This is a genomic window from Brevundimonas sp., from assembly GCF_051860745.1.
Classification (GTDB): Bacteria; Pseudomonadota; Alphaproteobacteria; order Caulobacterales; family Caulobacteraceae; genus Brevundimonas.
The window spans coordinates 1-19,967 of the sequence record NZ_JBHYDN010000022.1 but is presented as its reverse complement, the minus strand read 5'-3'; the positions used below and the strand labels follow the sequence as shown (position 1 = coordinate 19,967).

The window sequence follows — 19,967 nt, the reverse complement described above, 5'->3', positions numbered from 1 at the left end:
CGGTCTTCACGCGAAGAACGCCGGTATTCGTGGCTATTATTCGCTTGGCAGGCGAATCCGCGAATCTATGTAACGCCTGTTACATCTCCGGCGGGGTCTGGATCGTTCCGTGATCAGAGCGATTGCGCGGCCGCCAAGACTTCCGCCGCGTGGTTCTTGACTGACACCTTGCGCCAGACACGCCGTACGACGCCGGCGCCGTCGATCAGGAAGGTGGCCCGCTCGATGCCCATATATTCGCGGCCGTAAAGCTTTTTCTGGACCCAGACGCCGAAGGCCCCGGTGACGTCCTCCGGCTCGTCGGAGGCGAGGATGACCTTGAGGTCGTATTTGGCCTTGAAGCGGTCGAGCTTCCTCACCGGATCGCGGGACACGCCGATGACCACGGCCCCGGACTCGTCGAAATCCCCGATCAGGGCGGAGAAGTCCTGGCCCTCGGTCGTGCACGCCGGCGTGTCGGCCTTCGGATAGAAATACAGCACGACCGTCCGGCCCTTCAGCCCGTCCAGCGAAACCCGTCCGCCGCCGGCCGTGGCCATGTCGAACGCGGGGGCTTTGGAGCCTTCGGTGATCTCGGTCATTCCAACTCTCCGCTCATCCTGGCGAACGCCGGGACCCAGTTCTGTCCAGCCTGACGCCAGCGCCTCGGGACCGTTGTCAGCATGAACCTCGTAACCACCACTCACCCAAGGCGCTGGGTCCCGGCTTTCGCCGGGATGAGCGGAAGGGTTAGTGAGGGCGAACCAGGACGATCTGTCCACGCTTGCCCAGCCGGACCCTGAACGCGCCCAATTCCGGGTCGACGTCCTCCAGCGAGAAGGGCCGGGCCGGGTCACGCACGAGTTCGTCGTTGATCCAGACGCCCTCGTTCTCGATCTTCTTGCGCGCCTGACCGATCGACGGAGACAGGCCCGACCATTTGAGCAGCGCTTCCGCGCGACGTTCGGTGAAGGGCCCGCCATTTCTCTCCTGCTCGTCGAGCGTGCCGCCCCAGGGCATGTCCTCCGTGTGCAGACCATCCGTCGCGACCCCTTTTTCAAAGGCGCTTTCCGCCGTTTCGCGCGCTCTCTCGGCGGCGTACGCCCCGTGCAGCATGGTCGTGGCCGCGTCGGCGAGCGCCTTCTTGGCGTCGTTGATGGCCGCGCCGTCCAGCGCCTCCAGCCGGGCGATCTCGTCCAGCGGCGTATCGGTGAACAGGCGCAGGAATTTGCCCACGTCGGCGTCGTCGACGTTGCGCCAGAACTGCCAGTAGTCATACGGGCTCAGCTGTTCGGCGTTCAGCCAGACCGCGCCCTGGGCCGTCTTGCCCATCTTGCCGCCCGAGGCCGTCGTCAGCAGCGGGGTGGTCAGGCCGAAGGCGGCCTTGTGGTCTACGCGGCGGACCAGATCGACCCCCGAGACGATGTTGCCCCACTGGTCCGAGCCGCCCATCTGCAGGGTGCAGGCGCGGGCGCGGTTCAGCTCGAGGAAATCCACCGACTGCATCAGCATGTAGTTGAACTCGAGGAAGGTCATCGGCTGTTCGCGTTCCAGCCGCAGCTTGACCGAGTCGAAGGCCAGCATCCGGTTGATGGTGAAATGCGTGCCGTATTCGCGCAGGAATTCGACATAGCCGTAGGTCGACAGCCAGGCGTCGTTGTCGACCATGACCGCGTCGGTCGGGCCGTCGCCGAAGGTCAGGAATTTCTCGAACACCGTTCTGATGGAGGCGATGTTCGACTGGATGGTCTCGTCGGTCAGCTGGGGCCGCGAGGCGTCCTTGCCGGTCGGGTCGCCGACCTTGGTGGTGCCGCCGCCCATCAGGACGATGGGCTTGCCGCCGGCCTGCTGGAGGCGGCGCAGCATCATGATCTGGATCAGGCTGCCGACATGCAGCGAGGGGGCGGTGGCGTCGAAGCCGATGTAGCCGGTGACCACGCCCGTCGCAGCCGCCTCGTCCAGCTCGGCCGGGTGGGTGATCTGATGGATATAGCCGCGCGCCTGCAAAATTTGCAGGAAGTCGGACTTGAAGGCGGGCTCAGTCATGGGTTCGGACTTGGGGCTCGGACTTGGGGATCAGGCTTGGCTTGGGAGGGAAGGGGCGTGTAGCACGAGCCTATGGAAGCGCGAACCGCCGGAACGCCCGGACAGCGACTGTCTTTGCGGCGCCACGCCGACTCCGCCGGAGAGGCGGCGTCCCGCGTCGAGGCGACCGCGTGGCGTCCGCAGCATGGCCGTCTCGCCCTGCGGTATGTGATCCACGCCCCGGCTGACGAGCTGCGCCTGCCGCCGATCGCGGACTCAAGCCGGGTGGATGGCCTGTGGCGGCACACCTGCCTTGAAGCCTTCATCCGGACGCCGTCGGGCGACGCCTATTGTGAGATCAACCTGTCCCCGTCGACCCGGTGGGCGGCCTATCGCTTTGACGGATATCGCGAGGGTATGGCGAACCTCGCAATGCCGCCGCCCCTGATCGAAAGCCGCGCCTATCCCGATCGCTACGAACTGGAGGCGCTGATCGACCTCGGCGGCGTGCCGGAACTGGCGCGATCCGACTGGCGACTCGGGCTGTCCGCTGTCATCGAAGACGCGGACGGCGACAAGGCGTGGTGGGCGCTGGCCCATCCGCCGGGCCAGCCGGACTTCCATCATGCCGCCGCCTTCGCTTTCGACCTGCCCGCCATGGAGCGCCCATGAAATTCGGCATCGACCGCCTGTTGTCCGAGCCCGAGCTACGGGCGGCGTTGCAGGGCAAGCGCGTGGCCCTGCTGGCGCATCCGGCCTCGGTGACGGCGGATCTGACCCATTCGGTGGATGCGCTGATGGCCTGTCCGGACCTGAAGGTCACCGCCGCCTTCGGTCCCCAGCACGGCATGCGGGGTGACCTGCAGGATAATATGATGGAGAGCCCGGACTTCACCGATCCGGTCCATGGCATCCCCGTCTTCAGCCTGTACGGCGAGGTGCGGCGGCCGACCGGCCAGGCGATGGGCACGTTCGACGTCATTCTGGTCGACATGCAGGACCTGGGCTGCCGCATCTACACCTTCATCACGACCCTGCTCTATATGCTCGAAGCCGCGGCCGAGCACGGCAAGACGGTCTGGGTGCTGGACCGGCCCAATCCGGCGGGACGGCCGGTCGAGGGGCTGACGCTGCGGCCGGGCTGGGAGAGTTTCGTCGGGGCCGGGCCGATGCCGATGCGGCACGGGATGACGCTGGGCGAGCTGGGGCTGTGGTTCATTGACCGGTTCAAGCTGGACGTCGACTACCGCGTCATCGAGATGCAGGGCTGGGCGCCGGAACAGGCGCCGGGCTTCGGCTGGCCGCTGGGCGAGCGCAGCTGGATCAACCCCAGCCCCAATGCGCCAAACCTGTCCATGGCGCGCGCCTATGCCGGGACAGTGATGCTGGAAGGCACGACCCTGTCGGAGGGGCGCGGCACGACCCGGCCGCTGGAGCTGTTCGGGGCGCCGGATATCGACGCCCGGGCGGTGATTGCGGAGATGCGGGCGCTGGCCCCGGAATGGCTGAAGGGATGCCGGCTGCGCGACTGCTGGTTCGAGCCGACCTTCCACAAGCATGTCGGAACGCTGTGCAACGGGGTGCAGATGCACGTCGACGACCCGGCCTATGACCATGCGGCGTTCAGGCCGTGGCGGGTTCAGGCGCTGGCGTTCAAGGCGATCCGGCGGCTGTATCCCGACTACGATCTGTGGCGGGACTTCCCGTATGAATACGCGTTCGGGAAGCTGGCCATCGATGTGATCAACGGCGGGCCGGCCCTGCGGGAATGGGTCGACGACCCGGCGGCGACGCCGGCCCATCTGGATGCGCTGACCCTGCCGGACGAGGCGGCTTGGGTGGAAGAGCGGAAGCCGTTCCTGCTCTACTGAGGGATCAAATATCCGCTCATCCCGGCTTTCGCCGGGATGAGCGGAACGGAAAGTGGCCCCTACGCCGGCTTTTCGGTCAGGCGCTTGTCCAGATAGGCGCCGACACGGGATTCGACGGCGCCGATGTGGTCTTGCCAGAAATGGGTCGCGCCCTCTTCCAGCTCATAGTCGATGATGATGCCCTTCTGGGTGCGCAGCTTGTTGACCACGCGCTCGACCTCGACGGGCGGGACGACGGTGTCATTGGCGCCGTGCAGGAACAGGCCCGAGGCCGGGCAGGGGGCCAGGAAGCTGAAGTCGTACATGTTCGAGGGCGGCGAGACGGAGATGAAGCCGTCCGTCTCGGGCCGGCGCATCAGCAGCTGCATGCCGATATAGGCACCAAACTGGTAGCCGGCGACCCAGGTCTGGGAGGCGCCGGGGTTTTGCGTCTGCAGCCAGTCGAGGGCGGTGGCCGCGTCGGCCAGCTCGCCGATGCCGCTGTCGAACTCGCCCTGCGACTTGCCGACGCCGCGGCTGTTGTACCGCAGGGTGGCGAAGCCGCGCTTCTGGAACAGCTGGTACAGGGTCACGGTGACCGGGTTGTTCATATGCCCGTTCGCCTTGGGGTGCGGATGCAGAATCAGGGCGATTGGCGCGTTCGGGCGCTTGCCCGGCGAGTAGCGGCCTTCGATACGGCCAGAGGCGCCGGGCAGGATGACTTCAGGCATGTGGATCCAACGCTCTGGGGAATTCCGCGATCAACTGTCGTTTCGCACCTGCGTAATACTTGACCGCAGCGGTAGGACTTTCTAAGTCCCGCGTGCGCGCCGACGCCTTTGCGAAGGCGCGGGTTCTAGCACAGGACCCTCGAAAAGCGCGCGATTTTTGAGGAAGCGCAATGCGCCTGTCGACCAAGGGCCGATACGCTGTGATGGCGATGGCCGATCTGGCCCGGAACGGACAGGGCGAGGGCGGGGTTCGCGCTGTCTCCCTGGCGGAGATCGCGGCGCGTCAGGAGATTTCGCTGAGCTATCTGGAACAGTTGTTCGCCCGCCTGCGCAAGAGCGGCCTGGTGCAGAGCGTGCGTGGTCCCGGCGGCGGCTATCGGCTGGCCAAGGGCGCCGACCAGACCGTGGTGGCCGAGATCGTGCTGGCCGTCGATGAACCCATCCGCGCCACCCGCTGCATCGGCCATTCGTCACCCAAGGGATGCATGATGGCCGGGGAGCGCTGCATCACCCACAATCTGTGGGAGGACCTCGGCGACGAGATTCACCGCTATCTCGCCGGAGTGTCGCTGGAGGATGTGGTGATGAACCGCACCGGCGCGCGGCGCCGGGCGACCGCGGCGGAAGTCGGGGTGGCGGCGTGAGCGGGGTCTATCTGGACTACAATGCCTCGGGACTGGTCCGTCCCGAGGTTCAGGACCTGATGGCCAAGGCCCTGGCCGACAACGGCAATCCCAACGCTGTACATGCGGCCGGGCGGCGGGCGCGGGCGCGGGTCGAAACGGCGCGGGCGCAGGTAGCCGATCTGGTCGGGGCCGATCCGACGGCGGTGGTCTTCTCCAGCGGCGGCACCGAGGCGAACGCCCAGGCGGTGGCCAGCGCCATCGCGGCCGGCTGCGAGCGGCTGATCGTCGGCGCGACGGAGCATCCTTGCGTGGCCGAGGCGGCGACGGCCTCGGGCAAGCCGGTGAAGATGCTGTCCGTCGACGCGCGCGGCGTCGTGGACCTGAACAAGCTGCGGCAACTGCTGGGACAGCCGGGCCGCGCGGTGGTGGCCATCCACCACGCCAATAACGAGAGCGGCGTCATCCAGCCCATCCTCGAGGCGGCGAGGCTGGTACGCTCCGCCGGCGGCTGGCTGCACGTCGACGCCATCCAGTCGGCGGGCAAGATTCCGGTCGATATCCTCACGCTCCGGGCCGACAGCCTGACCCTGTCCGCGCACAAGCTGGGCGGGCCGCAGGGCGTCGGGGCTCTGGTGATTGGCGAGGGCCGGGAGGCGGTGCGGATCCTGCACGGGGCGGGGCAGGAGCGGGGTCTGCGGGCCGGGACGGAGAATGTGCCGGGGATCACCGGCTTCGGCGCCGCCGCCGTCTGCGCCGCGCGTGACCTGCCAACCGTACAGTCGCACGCCGCATGGCGCGACGCGGCCGAGGCGGTGGTCAAGGCGGCCGGGGCGACCGTCATTGGCGAGGGGGCCGAGCGGCTGCCCAACACCCTGTTCATGGCCGTGCCCGACTGGGAAAGCCCGCAGCAGCTGATCACCCTCGACCTGATGGGTCTGATGGTTTCGGCCGGATCGGCCTGTTCTTCGGGCAAGACCAAGCCGTCGCGGGCCATCGTGGCTACCGGCCGGATCGACATGGCGACGGGCGGCATCCGTATTTCCGGCGGCTGGGGCACGGTCGAGGACGACTGGAAGCGGTTCGCCGCCGCCTGGGTCGAGGCCTACGCCAAACAACGCGCGCGGGCGGCCGAGCGGGCCGGGGCTGACGCCTGATGGCCGCTGTCCAGAAGACCATCGACGCCGTCGCCGCGCTGGAGAAGTACGAGCACGGCTTCACCTCGGACATCGACACCGAATACGCCCCGCGCGGGCTGAACGCCGATATCGTGCGGTTCATTTCGGAGAAGAAGGGCGAACCGGAGTGGATGCTGGAATGGCGTCTGGCCGCCTATGAGCGCTGGCTGGCGATGGAGGAGCCGACCTGGGCGTCGGTGAGATACACGCCGGTCGATTACCAGAGCCTGTTCTACTACGCCGCGCCGAAGGAGAAGGCGGGGCTGAAGTCGCTGGACGAGGTCGACCCGGAAATCCTCGCCATCTACGCCAAGCTGGGCATTCCGCTGAAGGAGCAGGAGGTGCTGGCGGGCGTCGAGGGCGCGCCGCGCTACGCCGTGGACGCGGTATTCGACAGCGTCTCGGTGGTCACCACCTTCAAGGCGGAACTGGCCAAGGTCGGCATCATCTTTATGCCGATTTCCGAGGCCTTGCGCGAACATCCTGAACTGGTGCGCCAATATCTGGGTTCGGTGGTGCCGGTCTCGGACAACTATTTCGCGGCCCTGAACAGCGCGGTCTTTTCGGACGGATCGTTCGTCTACATCCCGCCGGGCGTGCGCTGCCCGATGGAGCTGTCGACCTATTTCCGCATCAATGCGAGCCAGACGGGCCAGTTCGAACGCACCCTGATCATCGCCGACAAGGGCAGCTACTGCTCCTATCTGGAGGGCTGCACCGCGCCGATGCGCGACGAGAACCAGCTGCATGCGGCCGTGGTCGAACTGGTGGCGCTGGACGACGCCGAGATCAAATATTCGACGGTGCAGAACTGGTACCCCGGCGACGCCGAGGGCAAGGGCGGGATCTACAACTTCGTCACCAAGCGCGCCGACTGCCGCGGCGACCGGTCGAAGGTCAGCTGGACCCAGGTCGAGACCGGCTCGGCGGTGACGTGGAAATATCCGTCCTGCATCCTCAAGGGCGAGGAGAGCTCGGGCGAATTCTATTCCATCGCCATCACCAACGGACATCAGCAGGCCGACACCGGCACCAAGATGATCCATCTGGGCAAGAATTCGAAGAGCCGGATCATCGCCAAGGCGGTCTCGGCGGGCAAGTCGGACTCGACCTATCGCGGGCTGGTTTCGGTGCACCCGAAGGCGACGGGCGTGCGCAACTTCACCCAGTGCGACAGCCTGCTGATCGGCAAGGACTGCGGCTCGCACACCGTGCCCTATATCGAGGCCCGCAACGGCTCGGCCCAGCTGGAGCACGAGGCGACGACGACGCGCCTGTCGGACGACCAGCTGTTTTACGCCCAGCAGCGCGGGCTTTCGCAGGAGGAGGCGGTGGCCCTGCTGGTCAACGGCTTCGTCCGCGACGTGATGCAGAAGCTGCCCATGGAGTTCGCCGTCGAGGCGCAAAAGCTGGTGGCGATCAGTCTGGAAGGGAGCGTGGGGTGAGCAGGTCTTGGTTTCGGCGAGACCGACTGATGACGGTTCCAATCCATCCGATGGGCTGGCTTACCTATGGTCTGGTCGTTTCGGCTTTTGGACTGTGGGTTGCTGCAGATTCCGATCCGCTCATCGAACCGCAATGGCTCTCCGGTGCGGCGTTGACCCTTCTCATTTACGTCATGCTGGGCATGGCCGTCGCACTAATCGCAAAGACTGAAAAGCGCTGATGCTCTCCATCTCCAACCTTCACGTCGCCGTTGGCGACAAGCCGATCCTCAAGGGGCTGACGCTCGACGTTCCGGCGGGCGAGGTGCACGCCATCATGGGACCGAACGGGGCCGGCAAGTCGACGCTGGGCTACGCCGTGGCCGGACGGCCGGGCTATGAGGCGACGCAGGGCGGCGTGTCGTGGAAGGGCGAGGACCTGCTGGCGCTGGAGCCCGCCGAGAGGGCGGCGAAGGGCGTCTTTCTGTCGTTCCAGTATCCGATCGAGATTCCCGGCGTCCCCGCCCTGACCTTCGTGCGCACGGCGCTGAACGCCCAGAAGCGCGCGCGCGGCGAGGAGGAGGTCTCGGCCCCCGGCTTCCTGAAGCTGGTCCGGGCGGCGTCGACGGCGCTGAAGATGGATTTCGACATGCTGAAGCGGCCGCTCAACGTCGGCTTTTCGGGCGGCGAGAAGAAGCGGATGGAGATCCTGCAGATGGCCCTGCTGGAGCCGTCGCTGCTGATCCTCGACGAGACGGATTCGGGCCTCGACATCGATGCCCTGCGGATCGTGGCCGAGGGGGTCAATGCGATGCGTTCGCCGGAGCGGGCCATGCTGGTGATCACCCACTATCAGCGCCTGCTGGACTATATCCAGCCGGACCGGGTGCATGTGCTGGCCGGCGGGCGGATCGTGGCGTCCGGCGGGCCGGAGCTGGCGCATCAGCTCGAGGCCGAGGGCTACGACAAGTACGCGATGGAGGCGGCGTGAACGCCCTTCCGCTGATCGATCTGAAGGACGCGTCCAGCTTCCCCTCGCGCCGAGTCGAGGCGTGGAAATATTCGGACCTGCGCCGGCATCTGCGCGAGGCCCCGGCGGCCTCGCCATCGGCGGCGGTGCCGCTGGTCGGGGGTGGACCGTTCGAGGCGCTGGGCGGCGAGGCCATGGTGTTCGTCAACGGCCGGGCCGTGAACGAGACCCAGCTGATGGTCAGCGGGGACAGGACCGTGCGGCTGCGCCTGATCTCCCGGGCGGAGGGTACGGGCCATGCCCTGACCGCCCGCGTTTCGGCTCGGGCGGGGGCGAAGCTGCTGCTGCTGGAAACCCATGAGGGCCACGGCTCGGCCTATGTGGCGCACAACCGGCTGGAGCTGGACGTGGCGCGCGGCGCCGAGGTGACCCGGGTGGTTCTGACCGACGAACCGGCGGACGCGGTCTCGATCACCCAGGCCCAGGTGCGGGTCGAGGCGGGCGGCGTCTATCGCCAGACGATCCTGACGACCGGCGCGAAGCTGCAACGGCTGGAGACCCAGGTGACGCACCGGGCGCAGGGCGCCGACGTGCGGCTGGACGGGGTCTATGTGCTGTCGGGCGAGCGGCAGGCCGACCTGACCTCGGTGGTCGATCACGTGGCCGCGAACGGGGTCACCAGCCAGTTGACCAAGGGCGTGGTGCGCGACACCGCCCGCGGCGTGTTCCAGGGCAAGATCGTCGTCGAGCGCGGGGCCGACGGGACGGATGCGCGCATGGGCCACCACGCCCTGATCCTTGGCGAGCGGGCCGAGGTCGACGCCAAGCCGGAGCTGGAGATCTACGCCGACGACGTGCAGTGCGCGCACGGCAATACGGTCGGAAATCTGGACGAGGCGGCGCTGTTCTACATGCAGCAGCGCGGCCTCCTGGCCGACGAGGCGCGGGCGTTGCTGACGCAGGCCTTCCTGATCGAGGTGGTCGACCGGATCGAACACGAGGGCGCGCGGGAGGTGGTGCGCACTTGGTTGGAGGAGAGGCTTTGAGCGCCCCGCCAAATTCTCCCTTCCCCCTCGAGGGGGGAAGGGCCAGGGATGGGGGTGTGCGCGCGGACCTGACCGGGAATGGCGCGGCAGGCGTCGATGCCGCCTCTCGCGCTCGATCCGGCGCCGCCGGTGCGAACACCCCCACCCAACCCTCCCCCGTCGAGGGGGAGGGCTTTGATGTGTACGCCGCCCGTGCACAGTTCCCGATCCTGTCGCGGCAGGTGAACGGCAAGCCGCTGGTCTATCTGGACTCGGCCGCCTCGGCGCAGAAGCCGCGGGCGGTGATCGACGCCATGGTGCTGGCGATGGAGGGCAGTTACGCCAACGTCCACCGCGGCCTGCACACCCTGGCCAATGAGACGACCGAGGCGTTCGAGGCGGCGCGCGAGAGCGTGGCGCGGTTTCTGAACGCGCCGGCCGCCTCGAACATCGTCTGGACCAAGGGGGGGACCGAGGCGATCAATCTGGTCGCGGCCGGGATCGGCCACTCCCTCCAGCCGGGCGACGAGATCATCGTCAGCCAGATGGAGCACCACTCCAACATCGTGCCCTGGCACATGCTGCGCGAGCGGCGCGGGGTCGTGCTGAAATGGATCCCGGTGCTGGACGACGGCTCGCTGGACATGGCGGCCTATGCCGACCTGCTGGGGCCGCGGACGAAGATCGTCGCGGTGACCCACATGTCCAATGTGTTGGGCACGATCAATCCGGCAAAGGCGATCACCGAGATGGCCCACGCGGTCGGGGCGCAGGTTCTGATCGACGGCTGTCAGGGCGCGGTGCACGCCGCGCCGGACGTGCAGGCCATCGGCTGCGACTTCTATGTCTTCACCGGCCACAAGCTCTTCGGTCCGACCGGGATCGGCGCCCTGTACGGGACGGCCGAGGCGCTGGAGGCCTTGCCGCCATATCAGGGCGGGGGCGAGATGATCGAGACGGTCGAGATGGACCGGATCACATATGCGAAGCCGCCGCACCGGTTCGAGGCGGGGACTCCGCCGATCCTCGAGGCCATCGGACTGGGCGCCGCGATCGAGTGGCTGCGGTCGTTCGACGGCGCCGCGATCCGGGCTCATGAGCAGGCCCTGATGGATCGGGTGCGGGCGCGACTTGCGGGCCTGAACTGGCTGACCGAGATCGGCACGGCGGAGGGGAAGGGGGCGATTTTCACCTTCACCGTCGACGGCGCCCACGCCCATGACATCGCCCAGGTGATGGACCGCTATGGCGTCGCCGTGCGCGCCGGCCTGCACTGCGCCGAGCCGCTGGCGAAGCGATTTGGCCTGACGTCGAGCGCCCGCGCCAGCTTCGCCCTATATAATACGACAGAGGACGTCGACGCCTTCGCCGCCGCCCTGATCAAGGCCCGTGAGTTTTTCGCATGAGCGACCAGACGACCCAATCGCCCCATCCGGCCGCCGACAGCGCCGCCTTCGCCGAAGCCTGGGACGCGCCACAGAAGGACGCCCTGGCCCAGGCCGAGATCGACCGGATGACGGACGACATCATCGAGGCGCTGAAGTCGGTGTTCGACCCGGAAATCCCGGTCGACATCTATGAACTGGGACTGATCTACAAGGTCGACCTGTCCGACGACCGCGACGTGGTGGTCGAGATGACCCTGACCGCGCCGGGCTGCCCCGTGGCCGGCGAGATGCCGATCTGGGTTGAGGAGGCGGTGAAGAAGGTCGAGGGCGTCCGGTCGGCGCGCGCGGAACTGACCTTCGACCCCCCCTGGGACGCGTCGAAGATGAGCGACGAGGCCAAACTGGCCCTGAACATGTTCTGATGGACCGTCCGATGACCGAGCTTCAGACCACGATCCGCCCCCGCCGCCCGCGCCCCAAGGCGGTCAGCCTGACGGACGCCGCGGCCGAACGGGTGCGCGACATCATGGCCAAGGCTGAGAAGCCCTATGTCGCCCTGCGCGTCGGGGTGAAGAACGGCGGCTGCGCGGGACAGGAATACACCTTCGCCTATGCCGAGACGATCGAACCGCTGGACGAGGTGGTCGAGGACAAGGGGGTCACCATCCTGATCGACCCCAAGGCGATCCTGTTCCTGATCGGGTCGGAGATCGACTACGAGACGACGAAACTGTCGTCGAAATTCGTCTTCCGGAATCCGAACCAGACCGACGCCTGCGGCTGCGGCGAGAGCGTCACCATCATTCCCGCGAAGGCGCTGGAAGCCGACTGATGATCCGGCTGGACGGGGTCACCAAGCGCTTCCGGAGCGCGGCGGGCGAGCGCGTGGCGCTGGACGCGGTCGATCTGACCGTCGCGGCGGGTCAGGTGTTCGGCGTGGTCGGTCGCTCGGGCGCGGGCAAGTCGACCCTGATCCGGACCATCAACCTGCTTGAGCGGCCGGACGCGGGGCGGGTGACCGTCGATGGGCGCGAGATGACGACGCTGCCGCCGGCCGAGCTGCGCGCCGCGCGCCGCCGGATCGGTATGATCTTCCAGCATTTCAACCTGCTGAACGCCAGGACGGTGGCCGAGAACGTCGCCTTCCCGCTGCGGCTCGAGGGCCGGGCGGCGGCGGACGTCGATCGCCGGGTCGCGGACCTGCTGGAGCAGTTGGGCCTGTCGGAGCATGCGAAGAAACATCCGGCGCAGCTGTCGGGCGGGCAGAAGCAGCGGGTGGGGATCGCCCGGGCCCTGGCCTGCGAGCCCGGCGTGCTGCTGTGCGACGAGGCGACCAGCGCCCTGGACCCCGAGACGACTGATGAGATCCTGACCCTGCTGGACCAGCTGAACCGGGACCTGAAGCTGACCATCGTGCTGATCACCCACCAGATGGAGGTGGTGCGCCGCGTCTGCGACCGGGTGGCGGTGCTGAAGGACGGGCGGGTGGTGGAGGAGGGGGCGACGGCCGACGTCTTCCTGCACCCGCAACACGCCGCGACCCGGGCCATGCTGGCCGAGGGCGAGGAAGGGTTCGAGACCGCCGACGTGCCGCCCGGCGGTCGGCTGGCGAAGCTGACCTTCCGCGGCGGCTCGACCTATGAGCCCGAGCTGAGCCGCGTCGCGCGCTCGGTGGGCGTCGACTATTCGATCCTGTCGGGCCGCATCAGCCGCATCCGCGGCGAGCCCTACGGCCAGCTGGTCGTGGCCTTCACCGGCGGCGACGCAGAGGCGGCTGTGGCCCAGCTGACGGCGCGCGGCGTCGCCGTTGAGGACGTGGGGGAGGAGGTTTGATGGACGGCTTCTTCGCCAATGTGGACTGGCCAGAGATCGCGCGAGCGAGCCGCGACACCCTGCTGATGCTCGGCGGGTCGATGGCGCTGACCGTTCTGTTCGGCATTCCGCTGGGGGTGCTGTTGTACCTGTCCGGCAAGGGGCGGCTGGCGGCCAATCCGGTCGTGAATGCGGTGCTGTCGCTGATCGTCAACATCCTGCGGTCGGTGCCCTTCATCATCCTGCTGATCGTCATGCTGCCGGTGACGGTGCTGCTGGTCGGGACGTCGCTGGGCGTGGCTGGAGCGATCCCGCCGCTGGTCGTCGGCGCCGCGCCCTTCTACGCCCGTCTGGTCGAGACGGCCCTGCGCGAGGTCGACAAGGGGGTGGTCGAGGCGACCCAGGCCATGGGCGGCTCGACCTTCCAGATCGTCACCCGCGCCCTGCTGCCAGAGGCCATGCCCGGCATCCTCGCCGGCGCGACGGTGACCGCCATCGCCCTGGTCAGCTACACCGCCATGGCGGGGGTGGTCGGCGCGGGCGGGCTGGGCGACCTGGCCATCCGCTTCGGCTATCAGCGATTCCAGACCGATGTCATGGTCGTGACCGTCGTGCTGCTGCTCCTGTTGGTGCAGGTCCTCCAGATGCTCGGCGACCGGCTGGTCACCGCCGTTTCTCACCGTTGATCGTTTCCCGAAAGGCCCGCCATGAACCGCCGCTCGCTCCTGACCCTCGCCGCCGCCGCGACGGCGCTCGCCGCCTGCGGACAGGGGGCGGACAAGACCGCAGGCGCCACAGGACCACTGATCGTCGGCGCGACCGCCGTGCCGCACGCCGAGATACTGGAACATATCAAGCCGCTGCTGGCGGCTGAGGGAGTCCAGATCGAAATCAAGGTGTTCAACGACTATGTTCAGCCGAACACCCAGCTGGCCGAGGGCCGGCTGGATGTGAACTATTTCCAGACCAAGCCCTATCTGGACGAGTTCAACGCCTCGCGCGGTGCGGACCTGATCACGGTGGCGGGGGTGCATGTCGAGCCGCTGGGGGCCTATTCGCGCCGCTTCCGTACGCTGGCCGAGCTGCCGGACGGGGCGGAGGTGGCGGTGCCCAATGACGCCTCCTCGATCGGGCGGTCGCTGATCCTGCTGCAGAAGGCCGGGCTGGTGCGGCTGAGGGACCCGGTCAATCCGTTGCAGACGCTGCGGGACATCGTGGAAAATCCGAAGAACCTGCGCTTCCGCGAGCTGGAGTCGGCGACCCTGCCGCGGGTGCTCGATCAGGTCGATATGGCGGTGATCAACACCAACTATGCGCTCGACGCCGGGCTGAAGCCACGCACCGACGCCCTGATGCTGGAAGGCGCCGACAGCCCCTATGTGAACTACCTGGTGGCGCGGCCGGACAACCGGACTGATCCGCGCATTGTCGCCCTCGCGGCCATGCTGCGCAGCCAGGCGGTCAAGGACTTCATCGCGCAGAAATACGATGGGGCGGTGATTCCGGCGGCTTGAACCGCTGGTTGATTCCACATACCCTTGGTGGGCGATTGGGGAGGTGTGGCATGCCGAAACGGAGCCTGATGATTTCCGTCGCGCGCGCGAGTGTCGCGGCGTCCCTCGTCGCTCTATTTCGTTCCTGGAACGGCGACAGTCCCGGCGATTGGTGGCCGCAGGCTTTGGGCCTGGCGATCGGCTTCATCCTGTTCGACCTGATCCGTCTCGGGTTGACGAGGCGTCGGGTGTCAACGCGCTGATGTTCGCCTTGGCCACCTCGTCCGGGGCCAGAACCGAGACCGCGGGCGTGACAGGCTGCCCGCTCGCCTCGGCGATCAGTTCCGCGGTCTTGCCCTCAACGGCGGCTTCCAGCCGGGCCAGAAACTCCTCCTTGCCCAACCCTGTCGGAATAGGGTCGAGGAACTCCAGCGTCGCGGTCCCAGGGTTCTTGCGAAATTCCTCCTGCGGCCAGAACAGGCCGAGGTTGGTGGCCAGCGGCACCACCGGCATGTCGAAGTCGCGATACATGTGCCAGACGCCCGAGCGGTAGCGGAATTTCTCGCCCACCCTGGCCAGATTGCCCTCGGGGTAGATCAGGATCTTGCGGCCCGCTGCATGGGCGTCGGCGGACCGGTGTTTCAGCGCCTCGCGGGCTTCGCGGCCACCGCAATTGTTGACGACGATGGCTCCCAGCTTGCGCAGCACCGTGCCGAGCAGCGGAAACTTCTCCAGATGATCGCCGGTGACGAAGGCCAGGTCGTCGAATTGGTCGTAGGTCGCGAAACCGTCGCCCCAGCTCTGGTGTTTGGAGGCGATGATGAAGGCGCCGACGGGCAGCCGCTCGCGGCCGCGCGCCTCGATCCGGATGCCGGCGAACACCCGCATGGCCTGCACCATCCGCTTCACATAGCGGCGGATGACCCAGGTCGTCGCGCCCCGGCCGGGCGTCAGGGCCGCGAACGCCGCGGCCGAGGTATAGACGATCGACAGGAGCCAATAGGCGACGTTGAAGGCGAAGCTGCGCATCGGTCCACTATGACGTGAAACGGTTCGGGTGAAAGGCTTCAGGCCGCCTTGTCGAGCCGGTCAGCGCTGGTGACGCGGTTCCGGCCGGCGTGTTTGGACGCATAGAGGGCGGTGTCGGCGCGATCGAGCAGGGAGGAGGCGGTCTCGCCCGGCCGCCGTTGCGCGAAGCCGGCCGACAGGGTCACCGCCCCCAGTTCGTCGTCCGTTGAGCGGCGGCGCAGCGAGCGGGAGGCGATTTCCTTGCGGATGGCCTCCAGGGCGTTCTCCACCTGGGCCAGGTTCTCTTCGGGGAAGATCATGGCGAACTCCTCGCCCCCGTATCGGGCGGCGATGCGGGGCGCCTTGGCCACGCGGCCCATGACGCTGGCCACATAGCGCAGCACCTGGTCGCCGGTCTGGTGCCCCCAGGTGTCGTTGAACCGCTTGAAGTGGTCGATATCGAGCACGGCAAGGGTCAGGGCGCCGCCGCCGGCCTCGGCCTGGGCGCAGGCTGTTTCCAGATGTTCGTCGAACGCCTTGCGATTGGCCAGATTGGTCAGGGCGTCAGTCATGGCGTCGCGACGCACCTGTTCGAGGTGTTCGCGCAGCCGGGCGACCTCGCGGGTCGAGGCGTCCAGCCGCTTCTCCAGCGTCTCGTTCTCGCGCTGGACCTTGCGGGTGGCCGAGGTCAGGCCGGAGACGATGGCCTGAAGTCCCGCTCCGTCGCCGGCGGTCTCGATGCTGGTCGCGGCCTTGTCGAGGGTCTGGCCGTAGGCGGCCTGCGTCTTGTGGGCCTTCGAGATGGCCTCGGACACGCTGGACAGTTCACGGTCCAGTACGCGACCGGCGTCGCGAATCTCTTCGGTCAGCCGCCCACGCGGCAGATACTCGGCGGCCAGCATGTCAGCCGTCGCCTCGGTGAACGGCTCGGACGCCGCCAGGATGCGCTTGATCTCACGGCCCAGCGGCCCTTCAGGGTCGCCGAGGTAATGGACCCAGATTTCGAAATTCAGCGGCGTCGGCCAGACGCCCGCTGACTCCATCGCCTCGATGACCCGGCGCGCCAGACCGTAGGCTTCAGGTCCCCGAAGAGTGGTTTCGAGCTCGGCCGCCATACGAATTCCCCGCCGGACCGCCCAAAGCGACCGATTTCCGGTAACGCTATGCGCGGTTCCGTAACGACGGGTTAAATCCGGTTCGCTGACCGCCGAATTGGGAGTTTTTTCAACTCTTGAGGGAGACGGGGCGGCGCAGGAAGGCGGGAACATCGCCTTCGCCGAACGGACGGCCGTTCGAGCGTTGCGGCTCAGGGCTCGCATTGTCGCCACGACGGTCCGACTGTCGCAGGTGGGTTTCCTGCACAGGACGGTCCTGGGAAGGAGCCGCAGGTATCGCGGCCACAGCGGCGACGGGTGCTTCGGCGGCCTCAACGGCCTCCGCCGCTGCGGGCCTGGCGCCGCGGCGACTACGGGTCCGGCGTGGCCTGGGCGCGTCGGTCGTCGGGGTATCGATCGCGGGCGCGTCGACCGCGGCTTCGGTTTTCACCGGTTCTGCGGTCGGGACGGGGGCGACAACCTCTGACGGTTCGACAGCCGCGTCCTGCGGCGTTTCGCGGGGAACGCGGCCACGGCCCCGGGCGGGCGCGCGTTCGGGACGACCGGAGTCGCGGCGCGGCTGTTCCCGGCCGGGCGAGAAGTCGACGCCGTCGAGGGTCAGCTCGATGGGATCCATCTTGATCAGCTTCAGGACCTTGTCGAGCGACCGGTCATCCGCCGGGGTCACGATCATGAAGGTCTGGCCCGTCTTGCCGGCGCGGCCTGTGCGGCCGATGCGGTGCACATAGTCGTCGGCGTGGTGCGAGACGTCGTAGTTGAAGACGTGGCTGACGTCGGGAATGTCGAGGCCGCGCGCGGCGACGTCGGAGGCCACCAGCAGCTTGAGTTCGCCCGAGCGGAAGGCGGCCAAGGTCTTCATGCGCAGCGACTGGTCGAGGTCGCCGTGGATCGGCGCGGCGTCGAAGCCGTGCTGTTTCAGCGACTTGGCGACGACATCGACTTCGGATTTGCGATTGCAGAAGACGATGCCGTTCTTGACGTCGGCGCGGCCGATCAGGGCGCGCAGGGCGGCGCGCTTGGCCTTGGGATCGCTGGAGGGGATGCGGACCAGATACTGGGTGATGGTCTCGGCCGTCATGGCCGGGCGCGAGGCCTCCAGCCGGGTCGGGTCCTTGAGGAACTGGGTCGTCAGCCGGGTGATCTCGGGCGGCATGGTGGCCGAGAAGAACAGGGTCTGGCGGCGCGGCGGCGTCAGTTTGAAGATGCGCTCGATATCGGGGATGAAGCCCATGTCCAGCATGCGGTCGGCTTCGTCGATGACCATGATCTCAACGCCGTTGAGCATGACCTTGCCGCGCTCGAACAGGTCCAGCAGACGGCCCGGGGTGGCGATCAGGACGTCGACGCCCTTGTTCAGCAGGGTCACCTGATCGCCCATCGAGACGCCGCCGATCAGCAGGGCCCAGCTCAGCTTGGTGCCCTTGGCGTATTTCTCGAACGACGAGGCGACCTGGTCGGCCAGTTCGCGGGTCGGGGCCAGCACGAGGGCGCGCGGCATGCGGGCCTTGGCCCGGCCGGACGACAGCCGGTCGATCATCGGCAGGGTGAAGGCGGCGGTCTTGCCGGTGCCGGTCTGGGCGATGCCGAGCACGTCGCGGCCGGCGAGGGCGACCGGGATGGCCGAGGCCTGAATTGGGGTGGCGGTGGTGTAGCCGGTGTCGGCGACGGCCTTGAGAGTCGTGGCCGAGAGGCCCAGCTGGGAGAATTCGGTCATGGGTCCTTGGGACTGGTAAGGACGGCCCGCGCATCGGGCCGTCGTGCGATGTCGCGGAACCGCCCTGTCTCTGGGCGAGCGGGCGGCGCGGATTCGCCAGTCCTGTCCCGAACGTGCGCCGCATATAGAAGCCCCCACGCCAGAGTCAACTATTCGTGTGCCGGGAGTCGGGGCTTGGCTTTCCCTAACCGATTGTTAATAGTCGGCGTCGGGAAGGGCTGAACAGGGGTGCTGGAATGCTGCGAACGCTTGCTGTCGCGACACTGACAGTCGCATGTCTGGCTGCGGGCCCGGGTCGGGCCGAAATGAATTCCGTTTTCGGCAATACAGTCGTGTCGCGTTACCCGGATGGTGGCTGGGTCAAGCACTGGTTCAATCCGGACGGCACCTACGCGGCCCAGTTTTCCGATGGGCGTCGGCTGGCGGCGCGCTGGTCGGTCGCCGGCGAACGGGTCTGTCTGACCAATATGCGGCCCTATATGCTGGTCCCTCGCTTCTGCACCCAGATGGTCGAGGCCGAGGTCGGCCAGACTTGGCAGTCCCGCGATCCCCTGGGCCGCCGGGTCCAGAACATTCTGGTCGCGGGCCGGAACCCGTAATATCCAATCTCCCCCACGGGTTGCGCTCGCTCGCTGGACGGCGTTGCAGGGGTAGCGTGCGGGCTTGAAGCCTCGGGGGAGGGTGTGTGCGTCTGTTCCTGATCGCCCTGACGGCCGCCTTCGCCGTGTGGCTGCCTCGCGCGCCGGCCGAGGGCAGTGAGGTTCCCTATTTCGCCGTAGCGACCGCACAGGCGGGTCAGGCTGTCCTGACCCTGCCGGGGAGGTATGGTTCGATCCAGCACGTCCGGACGCCGCTGCCGCCCAAGGCGATCGCCCTGACCTTCGATGACGGCCCCAGCCCGCAGTACAACAGCCGGGTGCTGGACATCCTCGACGAGCGCGGGATCAAGGCGACCTTCTTCTTCGTGGGGCAGTATGTGCGGGCGCATCCCGAACAGGTGCGCGAGGTCGTCCGCCGGGGCCACAATGTCGCCAGCCACAGCTGGTCGCACCCGACCTATCTCCGCTACTGGGCCCGGGAGGCCCAGGTCAGCGAGGTCCGCAAGAGCTATGCCGCCCTCGAGGCCGCCCTGGCCGACGCCCCGCCCGAGGAGCGCGCCCGGCTGGAGCCGATGTTCCGCTTTCCGGGCCTGGGCGAGGGGGCGTATCTGGCGGACTGGCTGAACCAGCGCGGGATCATCGTCGTCTCGGCCGAGGCCGGCACCGACGACTGGCGCGGCTATTCCGCCGAATCGATCACCCGGATCACCCTGAACGCGATGGAGAGCAACCGTGGCGGGGTGCTGATCCTGCACGAGACCCGGCCGCAGATGGTCCAGGCCCTGCCGGGTCTGCTGGACGAACTGACCGCGCGGGGCTTTACCTTCATCCAGATCACGGCGGGGCCGGAAGGGCGCGCACAGGCGCTGGAGGCTGAGGATGCGGTGCTGACGCTGCGGTGAGGAGAGCCGGTTCACACCGGCGGCGGCGCGCCATTCCCTGATTTCGATTTCAAAGGGAATGGCGCGAGTGACGGGACTCGAACCCGCGACCTCCGGCGTGACAGGCCGGCACTCTAACCAACTGAGCTACA

General features: G+C 67.6%; 22 protein-coding genes. 16 read left to right on the top strand and 6 right to left on the bottom strand.

Annotation, left to right across the window (positions count from 1 at the left end; all coding sequences use genetic code 11):
* Positions 1-113 precede the first annotated feature (113 nt).
* Together ACTIEW_RS15265 and tyrS are read right to left on the bottom strand one after the other, a co-directional pair.
* On the bottom strand, positions 114-581 hold the full coding sequence (locus tag ACTIEW_RS15265; protein WP_439478755.1) for a peroxiredoxin: 468 nt from the start codon (positions 579-581) through the stop codon (positions 114-116).
* Positions 582-729: 148 nt separating this feature from the next.
* A complete protein-coding gene (gene tyrS / locus ACTIEW_RS15260) occupies positions 730-2,025 on the bottom strand; it encodes a tyrosine--tRNA ligase (RefSeq protein WP_439478754.1) in 1,296 nt (431 codons plus the stop codon).
* A 114-nt stretch (positions 2,026-2,139) separates the two neighbouring features.
* Here tyrS and ACTIEW_RS15255 point away from each other — a divergent pair, with 114 nt between their 5' ends.
* Together ACTIEW_RS15255 and ACTIEW_RS15250 are read left to right on the top strand one after the other, a co-directional pair.
* Positions 2,140-2,676 (top strand): DOMON-like domain-containing protein, encoded by a 537-nt coding sequence (locus ACTIEW_RS15255; protein ID WP_439478753.1) that lies wholly within the window; start codon positions 2,140-2,142, stop codon positions 2,674-2,676.
* Positions 2,673-3,875: an exo-beta-N-acetylmuramidase NamZ family protein gene (locus tag ACTIEW_RS15250; protein ID WP_439478752.1), complete on the top strand. Its 1,203-nt coding sequence runs from the start codon at positions 2,673-2,675 to the stop codon at positions 3,873-3,875. The genes ACTIEW_RS15255 and ACTIEW_RS15250 overlap by 4 nt, the downstream gene beginning before the upstream one ends.
* Positions 3,876-3,934: 59 nt before the next feature.
* Here the strand turns inward: ACTIEW_RS15250 and ACTIEW_RS15245 are convergent, their stop codons facing one another.
* On the bottom strand, positions 3,935-4,585 hold the full coding sequence (locus ACTIEW_RS15245; protein ID WP_439478751.1) for an alpha/beta hydrolase: 651 nt from the start codon (positions 4,583-4,585) through the stop codon (positions 3,935-3,937).
* A 170-nt stretch (positions 4,586-4,755) separates the two neighbouring features.
* On the opposite strand from ACTIEW_RS15245, the gene ACTIEW_RS15240 reads away from it, so the two are divergent.
* The 12 genes from ACTIEW_RS15240 to ACTIEW_RS15185 all read left to right on the top strand — a co-directional run bounded on the left by ACTIEW_RS15240 (position 4,756) and on the right by ACTIEW_RS15185 (position 14,519).
* On the top strand, positions 4,756-5,229 hold the full coding sequence (locus ACTIEW_RS15240) for an Rrf2 family transcriptional regulator (RefSeq protein ID WP_439478750.1): 474 nt from the start codon (positions 4,756-4,758) through the stop codon (positions 5,227-5,229).
* Positions 5,226-6,365, top strand: coding sequence for a cysteine desulfurase family protein (locus tag ACTIEW_RS15235; protein ID WP_439478749.1), 1,140 nt, complete (start codon positions 5,226-5,228; stop codon positions 6,363-6,365). The genes ACTIEW_RS15240 and ACTIEW_RS15235 overlap by 4 nt, the downstream gene beginning before the upstream one ends.
* Entirely contained in the window at positions 6,365-7,831 is a 1,467-nt protein-coding gene (gene sufB / locus ACTIEW_RS15230; protein ID WP_439478748.1) for a Fe-S cluster assembly protein SufB, read from the top strand. The genes ACTIEW_RS15235 and sufB overlap by 1 nt, the downstream gene beginning before the upstream one ends.
* A gap of 29 nt (positions 7,832-7,860) precedes the next feature.
* Positions 7,861-8,052: a hypothetical protein gene (locus ACTIEW_RS15225; protein ID WP_439478747.1), complete on the top strand. Its 192-nt coding sequence runs from the start codon at positions 7,861-7,863 to the stop codon at positions 8,050-8,052.
* Complete coding sequence (sufC, locus tag ACTIEW_RS15220; RefSeq protein WP_439478746.1) at positions 8,052-8,801, top strand: Fe-S cluster assembly ATPase SufC; 750 nt, start codon at positions 8,052-8,054, stop codon at positions 8,799-8,801. The genes ACTIEW_RS15225 and sufC overlap by 1 nt, the downstream gene beginning before the upstream one ends.
* A complete protein-coding gene (sufD, locus tag ACTIEW_RS15215) occupies positions 8,798-9,826 on the top strand; it encodes a Fe-S cluster assembly protein SufD (RefSeq protein ID WP_439478745.1) in 1,029 nt (342 codons plus the stop codon). Before sufC ends, sufD begins: the two co-directional genes overlap by 4 nt.
* Positions 9,827-10,005: 179 nt before the next feature.
* Positions 10,006-11,211, top strand: coding sequence for a cysteine desulfurase (locus ACTIEW_RS15210; RefSeq protein WP_439478760.1), 1,206 nt, complete (start codon positions 10,006-10,008; stop codon positions 11,209-11,211).
* Positions 11,208-11,615 (top strand): SUF system Fe-S cluster assembly protein, encoded by a 408-nt coding sequence (locus tag ACTIEW_RS15205; protein WP_439478744.1) that lies wholly within the window; start codon positions 11,208-11,210, stop codon positions 11,613-11,615. Before ACTIEW_RS15210 ends, ACTIEW_RS15205 begins: the two co-directional genes overlap by 4 nt.
* A gap of 11 nt (positions 11,616-11,626) precedes the next feature.
* Positions 11,627-12,025, top strand: coding sequence for a HesB/IscA family protein (locus ACTIEW_RS15200; RefSeq protein ID WP_439478743.1), 399 nt, complete (start codon positions 11,627-11,629; stop codon positions 12,023-12,025).
* Positions 12,025-13,026: a methionine ABC transporter ATP-binding protein gene (locus ACTIEW_RS15195; RefSeq protein ID WP_439478742.1), complete on the top strand. Its 1,002-nt coding sequence runs from the start codon at positions 12,025-12,027 to the stop codon at positions 13,024-13,026. The genes ACTIEW_RS15200 and ACTIEW_RS15195 overlap by 1 nt, the downstream gene beginning before the upstream one ends.
* Positions 13,026-13,691 (top strand): methionine ABC transporter permease, encoded by a 666-nt coding sequence (locus tag ACTIEW_RS15190; RefSeq protein ID WP_439478741.1) that lies wholly within the window; start codon positions 13,026-13,028, stop codon positions 13,689-13,691. The genes ACTIEW_RS15195 and ACTIEW_RS15190 overlap by 1 nt, the downstream gene beginning before the upstream one ends.
* A gap of 21 nt (positions 13,692-13,712) precedes the next feature.
* On the top strand, positions 13,713-14,519 hold the full coding sequence (locus tag ACTIEW_RS15185) for a MetQ/NlpA family ABC transporter substrate-binding protein (protein WP_439478740.1): 807 nt from the start codon (positions 13,713-13,715) through the stop codon (positions 14,517-14,519).
* Between the two features lie 183 nt (positions 14,520-14,702).
* Here ACTIEW_RS15185 and ACTIEW_RS15180 read toward each other — a convergent pair whose 3' ends face one another.
* The 3 genes from ACTIEW_RS15180 to ACTIEW_RS15170 form a co-directional block, all read right to left on the bottom strand.
* Complete coding sequence (locus ACTIEW_RS15180; RefSeq protein WP_439478739.1) at positions 14,703-15,527, bottom strand: lysophospholipid acyltransferase family protein; 825 nt, start codon at positions 15,525-15,527, stop codon at positions 14,703-14,705.
* Between the two features lie 38 nt (positions 15,528-15,565).
* Positions 15,566-16,621 (bottom strand): GGDEF domain-containing protein, encoded by a 1,056-nt coding sequence (locus ACTIEW_RS15175; RefSeq protein WP_439478738.1) that lies wholly within the window; start codon positions 16,619-16,621, stop codon positions 15,566-15,568.
* A gap of 109 nt (positions 16,622-16,730) precedes the next feature.
* A complete protein-coding gene (locus ACTIEW_RS15170) occupies positions 16,731-18,335 on the bottom strand; it encodes a DEAD/DEAH box helicase (protein ID WP_439478737.1) in 1,605 nt (534 codons plus the stop codon).
* Positions 18,336-18,640: 305 nt separating this feature from the next.
* On the opposite strand from ACTIEW_RS15170, the gene ACTIEW_RS15165 reads away from it, so the two are divergent.
* Positions 18,641-18,934 (top strand): hypothetical protein, encoded by a 294-nt coding sequence (locus ACTIEW_RS15165; protein WP_439478736.1) that lies wholly within the window; start codon positions 18,641-18,643, stop codon positions 18,932-18,934.
* 86 nt (positions 18,935-19,020) lie between these two features.
* Positions 19,021-19,836: a polysaccharide deacetylase family protein gene (locus ACTIEW_RS15160; protein WP_439478735.1), complete on the top strand. Its 816-nt coding sequence runs from the start codon at positions 19,021-19,023 to the stop codon at positions 19,834-19,836.
* The last annotated feature ends 131 nt before the right edge of the window (positions 19,837-19,967 follow it).

Excerpts from the sequence above, each read along its gene's own strand:
- sufC (WP_439478746.1), top strand. The coding sequence starts at position 8,052 with ATGCTCTCCATCTCCAACCTTCACGTCGCCGTTGGCGACAAGCCGATC.
- ACTIEW_RS15195 (WP_439478742.1), top strand. The coding sequence starts at position 12,025 with ATGATCCGGCTGGACGGGGTCACCAAGCGCTTCCGGAGCGCGGCGGGC.
- ACTIEW_RS15165 (WP_439478736.1), top strand. The coding sequence starts at position 18,641 with ATGAATTCCGTTTTCGGCAATACAGTCGTGTCGCGTTACCCGGATGGT.
- tyrS (WP_439478754.1), bottom strand. The coding sequence starts at position 2,025 with ATGACTGAGCCCGCCTTCAAGTCCGACTTCCTGCAAATTTTGCAGGCG.
- ACTIEW_RS15185 (WP_439478740.1), top strand. The coding sequence starts at position 13,713 with ATGAACCGCCGCTCGCTCCTGACCCTCGCCGCCGCCGCGACGGCGCTC.
- ACTIEW_RS15240 (WP_439478750.1), top strand. The coding sequence starts at position 4,756 with ATGCGCCTGTCGACCAAGGGCCGATACGCTGTGATGGCGATGGCCGAT.
- sufB (WP_439478748.1), top strand. The coding sequence starts at position 6,365 with ATGGCCGCTGTCCAGAAGACCATCGACGCCGTCGCCGCGCTGGAGAAG.
- ACTIEW_RS15170 (WP_439478737.1), bottom strand. The coding sequence starts at position 18,335 with ATGACCGAATTCTCCCAGCTGGGCCTCTCGGCCACGACTCTCAAGGCC.
- ACTIEW_RS15205 (WP_439478744.1), top strand. The coding sequence starts at position 11,208 with ATGAGCGACCAGACGACCCAATCGCCCCATCCGGCCGCCGACAGCGCC.
- ACTIEW_RS15245 (WP_439478751.1), bottom strand. The coding sequence starts at position 4,585 with ATGCCTGAAGTCATCCTGCCCGGCGCCTCTGGCCGTATCGAAGGCCGC.
- ACTIEW_RS15190 (WP_439478741.1), top strand. The coding sequence starts at position 13,026 with ATGGACGGCTTCTTCGCCAATGTGGACTGGCCAGAGATCGCGCGAGCG.
- ACTIEW_RS15200 (WP_439478743.1), top strand. The coding sequence starts at position 11,627 with ATGACCGAGCTTCAGACCACGATCCGCCCCCGCCGCCCGCGCCCCAAG.
- ACTIEW_RS15175 (WP_439478738.1), bottom strand. The coding sequence starts at position 16,621 with ATGGCGGCCGAGCTCGAAACCACTCTTCGGGGACCTGAAGCCTACGGT.
- ACTIEW_RS15180 (WP_439478739.1), bottom strand. The coding sequence starts at position 15,527 with ATGCGCAGCTTCGCCTTCAACGTCGCCTATTGGCTCCTGTCGATCGTC.
- ACTIEW_RS15250 (WP_439478752.1), top strand. The coding sequence starts at position 2,673 with ATGAAATTCGGCATCGACCGCCTGTTGTCCGAGCCCGAGCTACGGGCG.
- ACTIEW_RS15225 (WP_439478747.1), top strand. The coding sequence starts at position 7,861 with ATGACGGTTCCAATCCATCCGATGGGCTGGCTTACCTATGGTCTGGTC.
- ACTIEW_RS15265 (WP_439478755.1), bottom strand. The coding sequence starts at position 581 with ATGACCGAGATCACCGAAGGCTCCAAAGCCCCCGCGTTCGACATGGCC.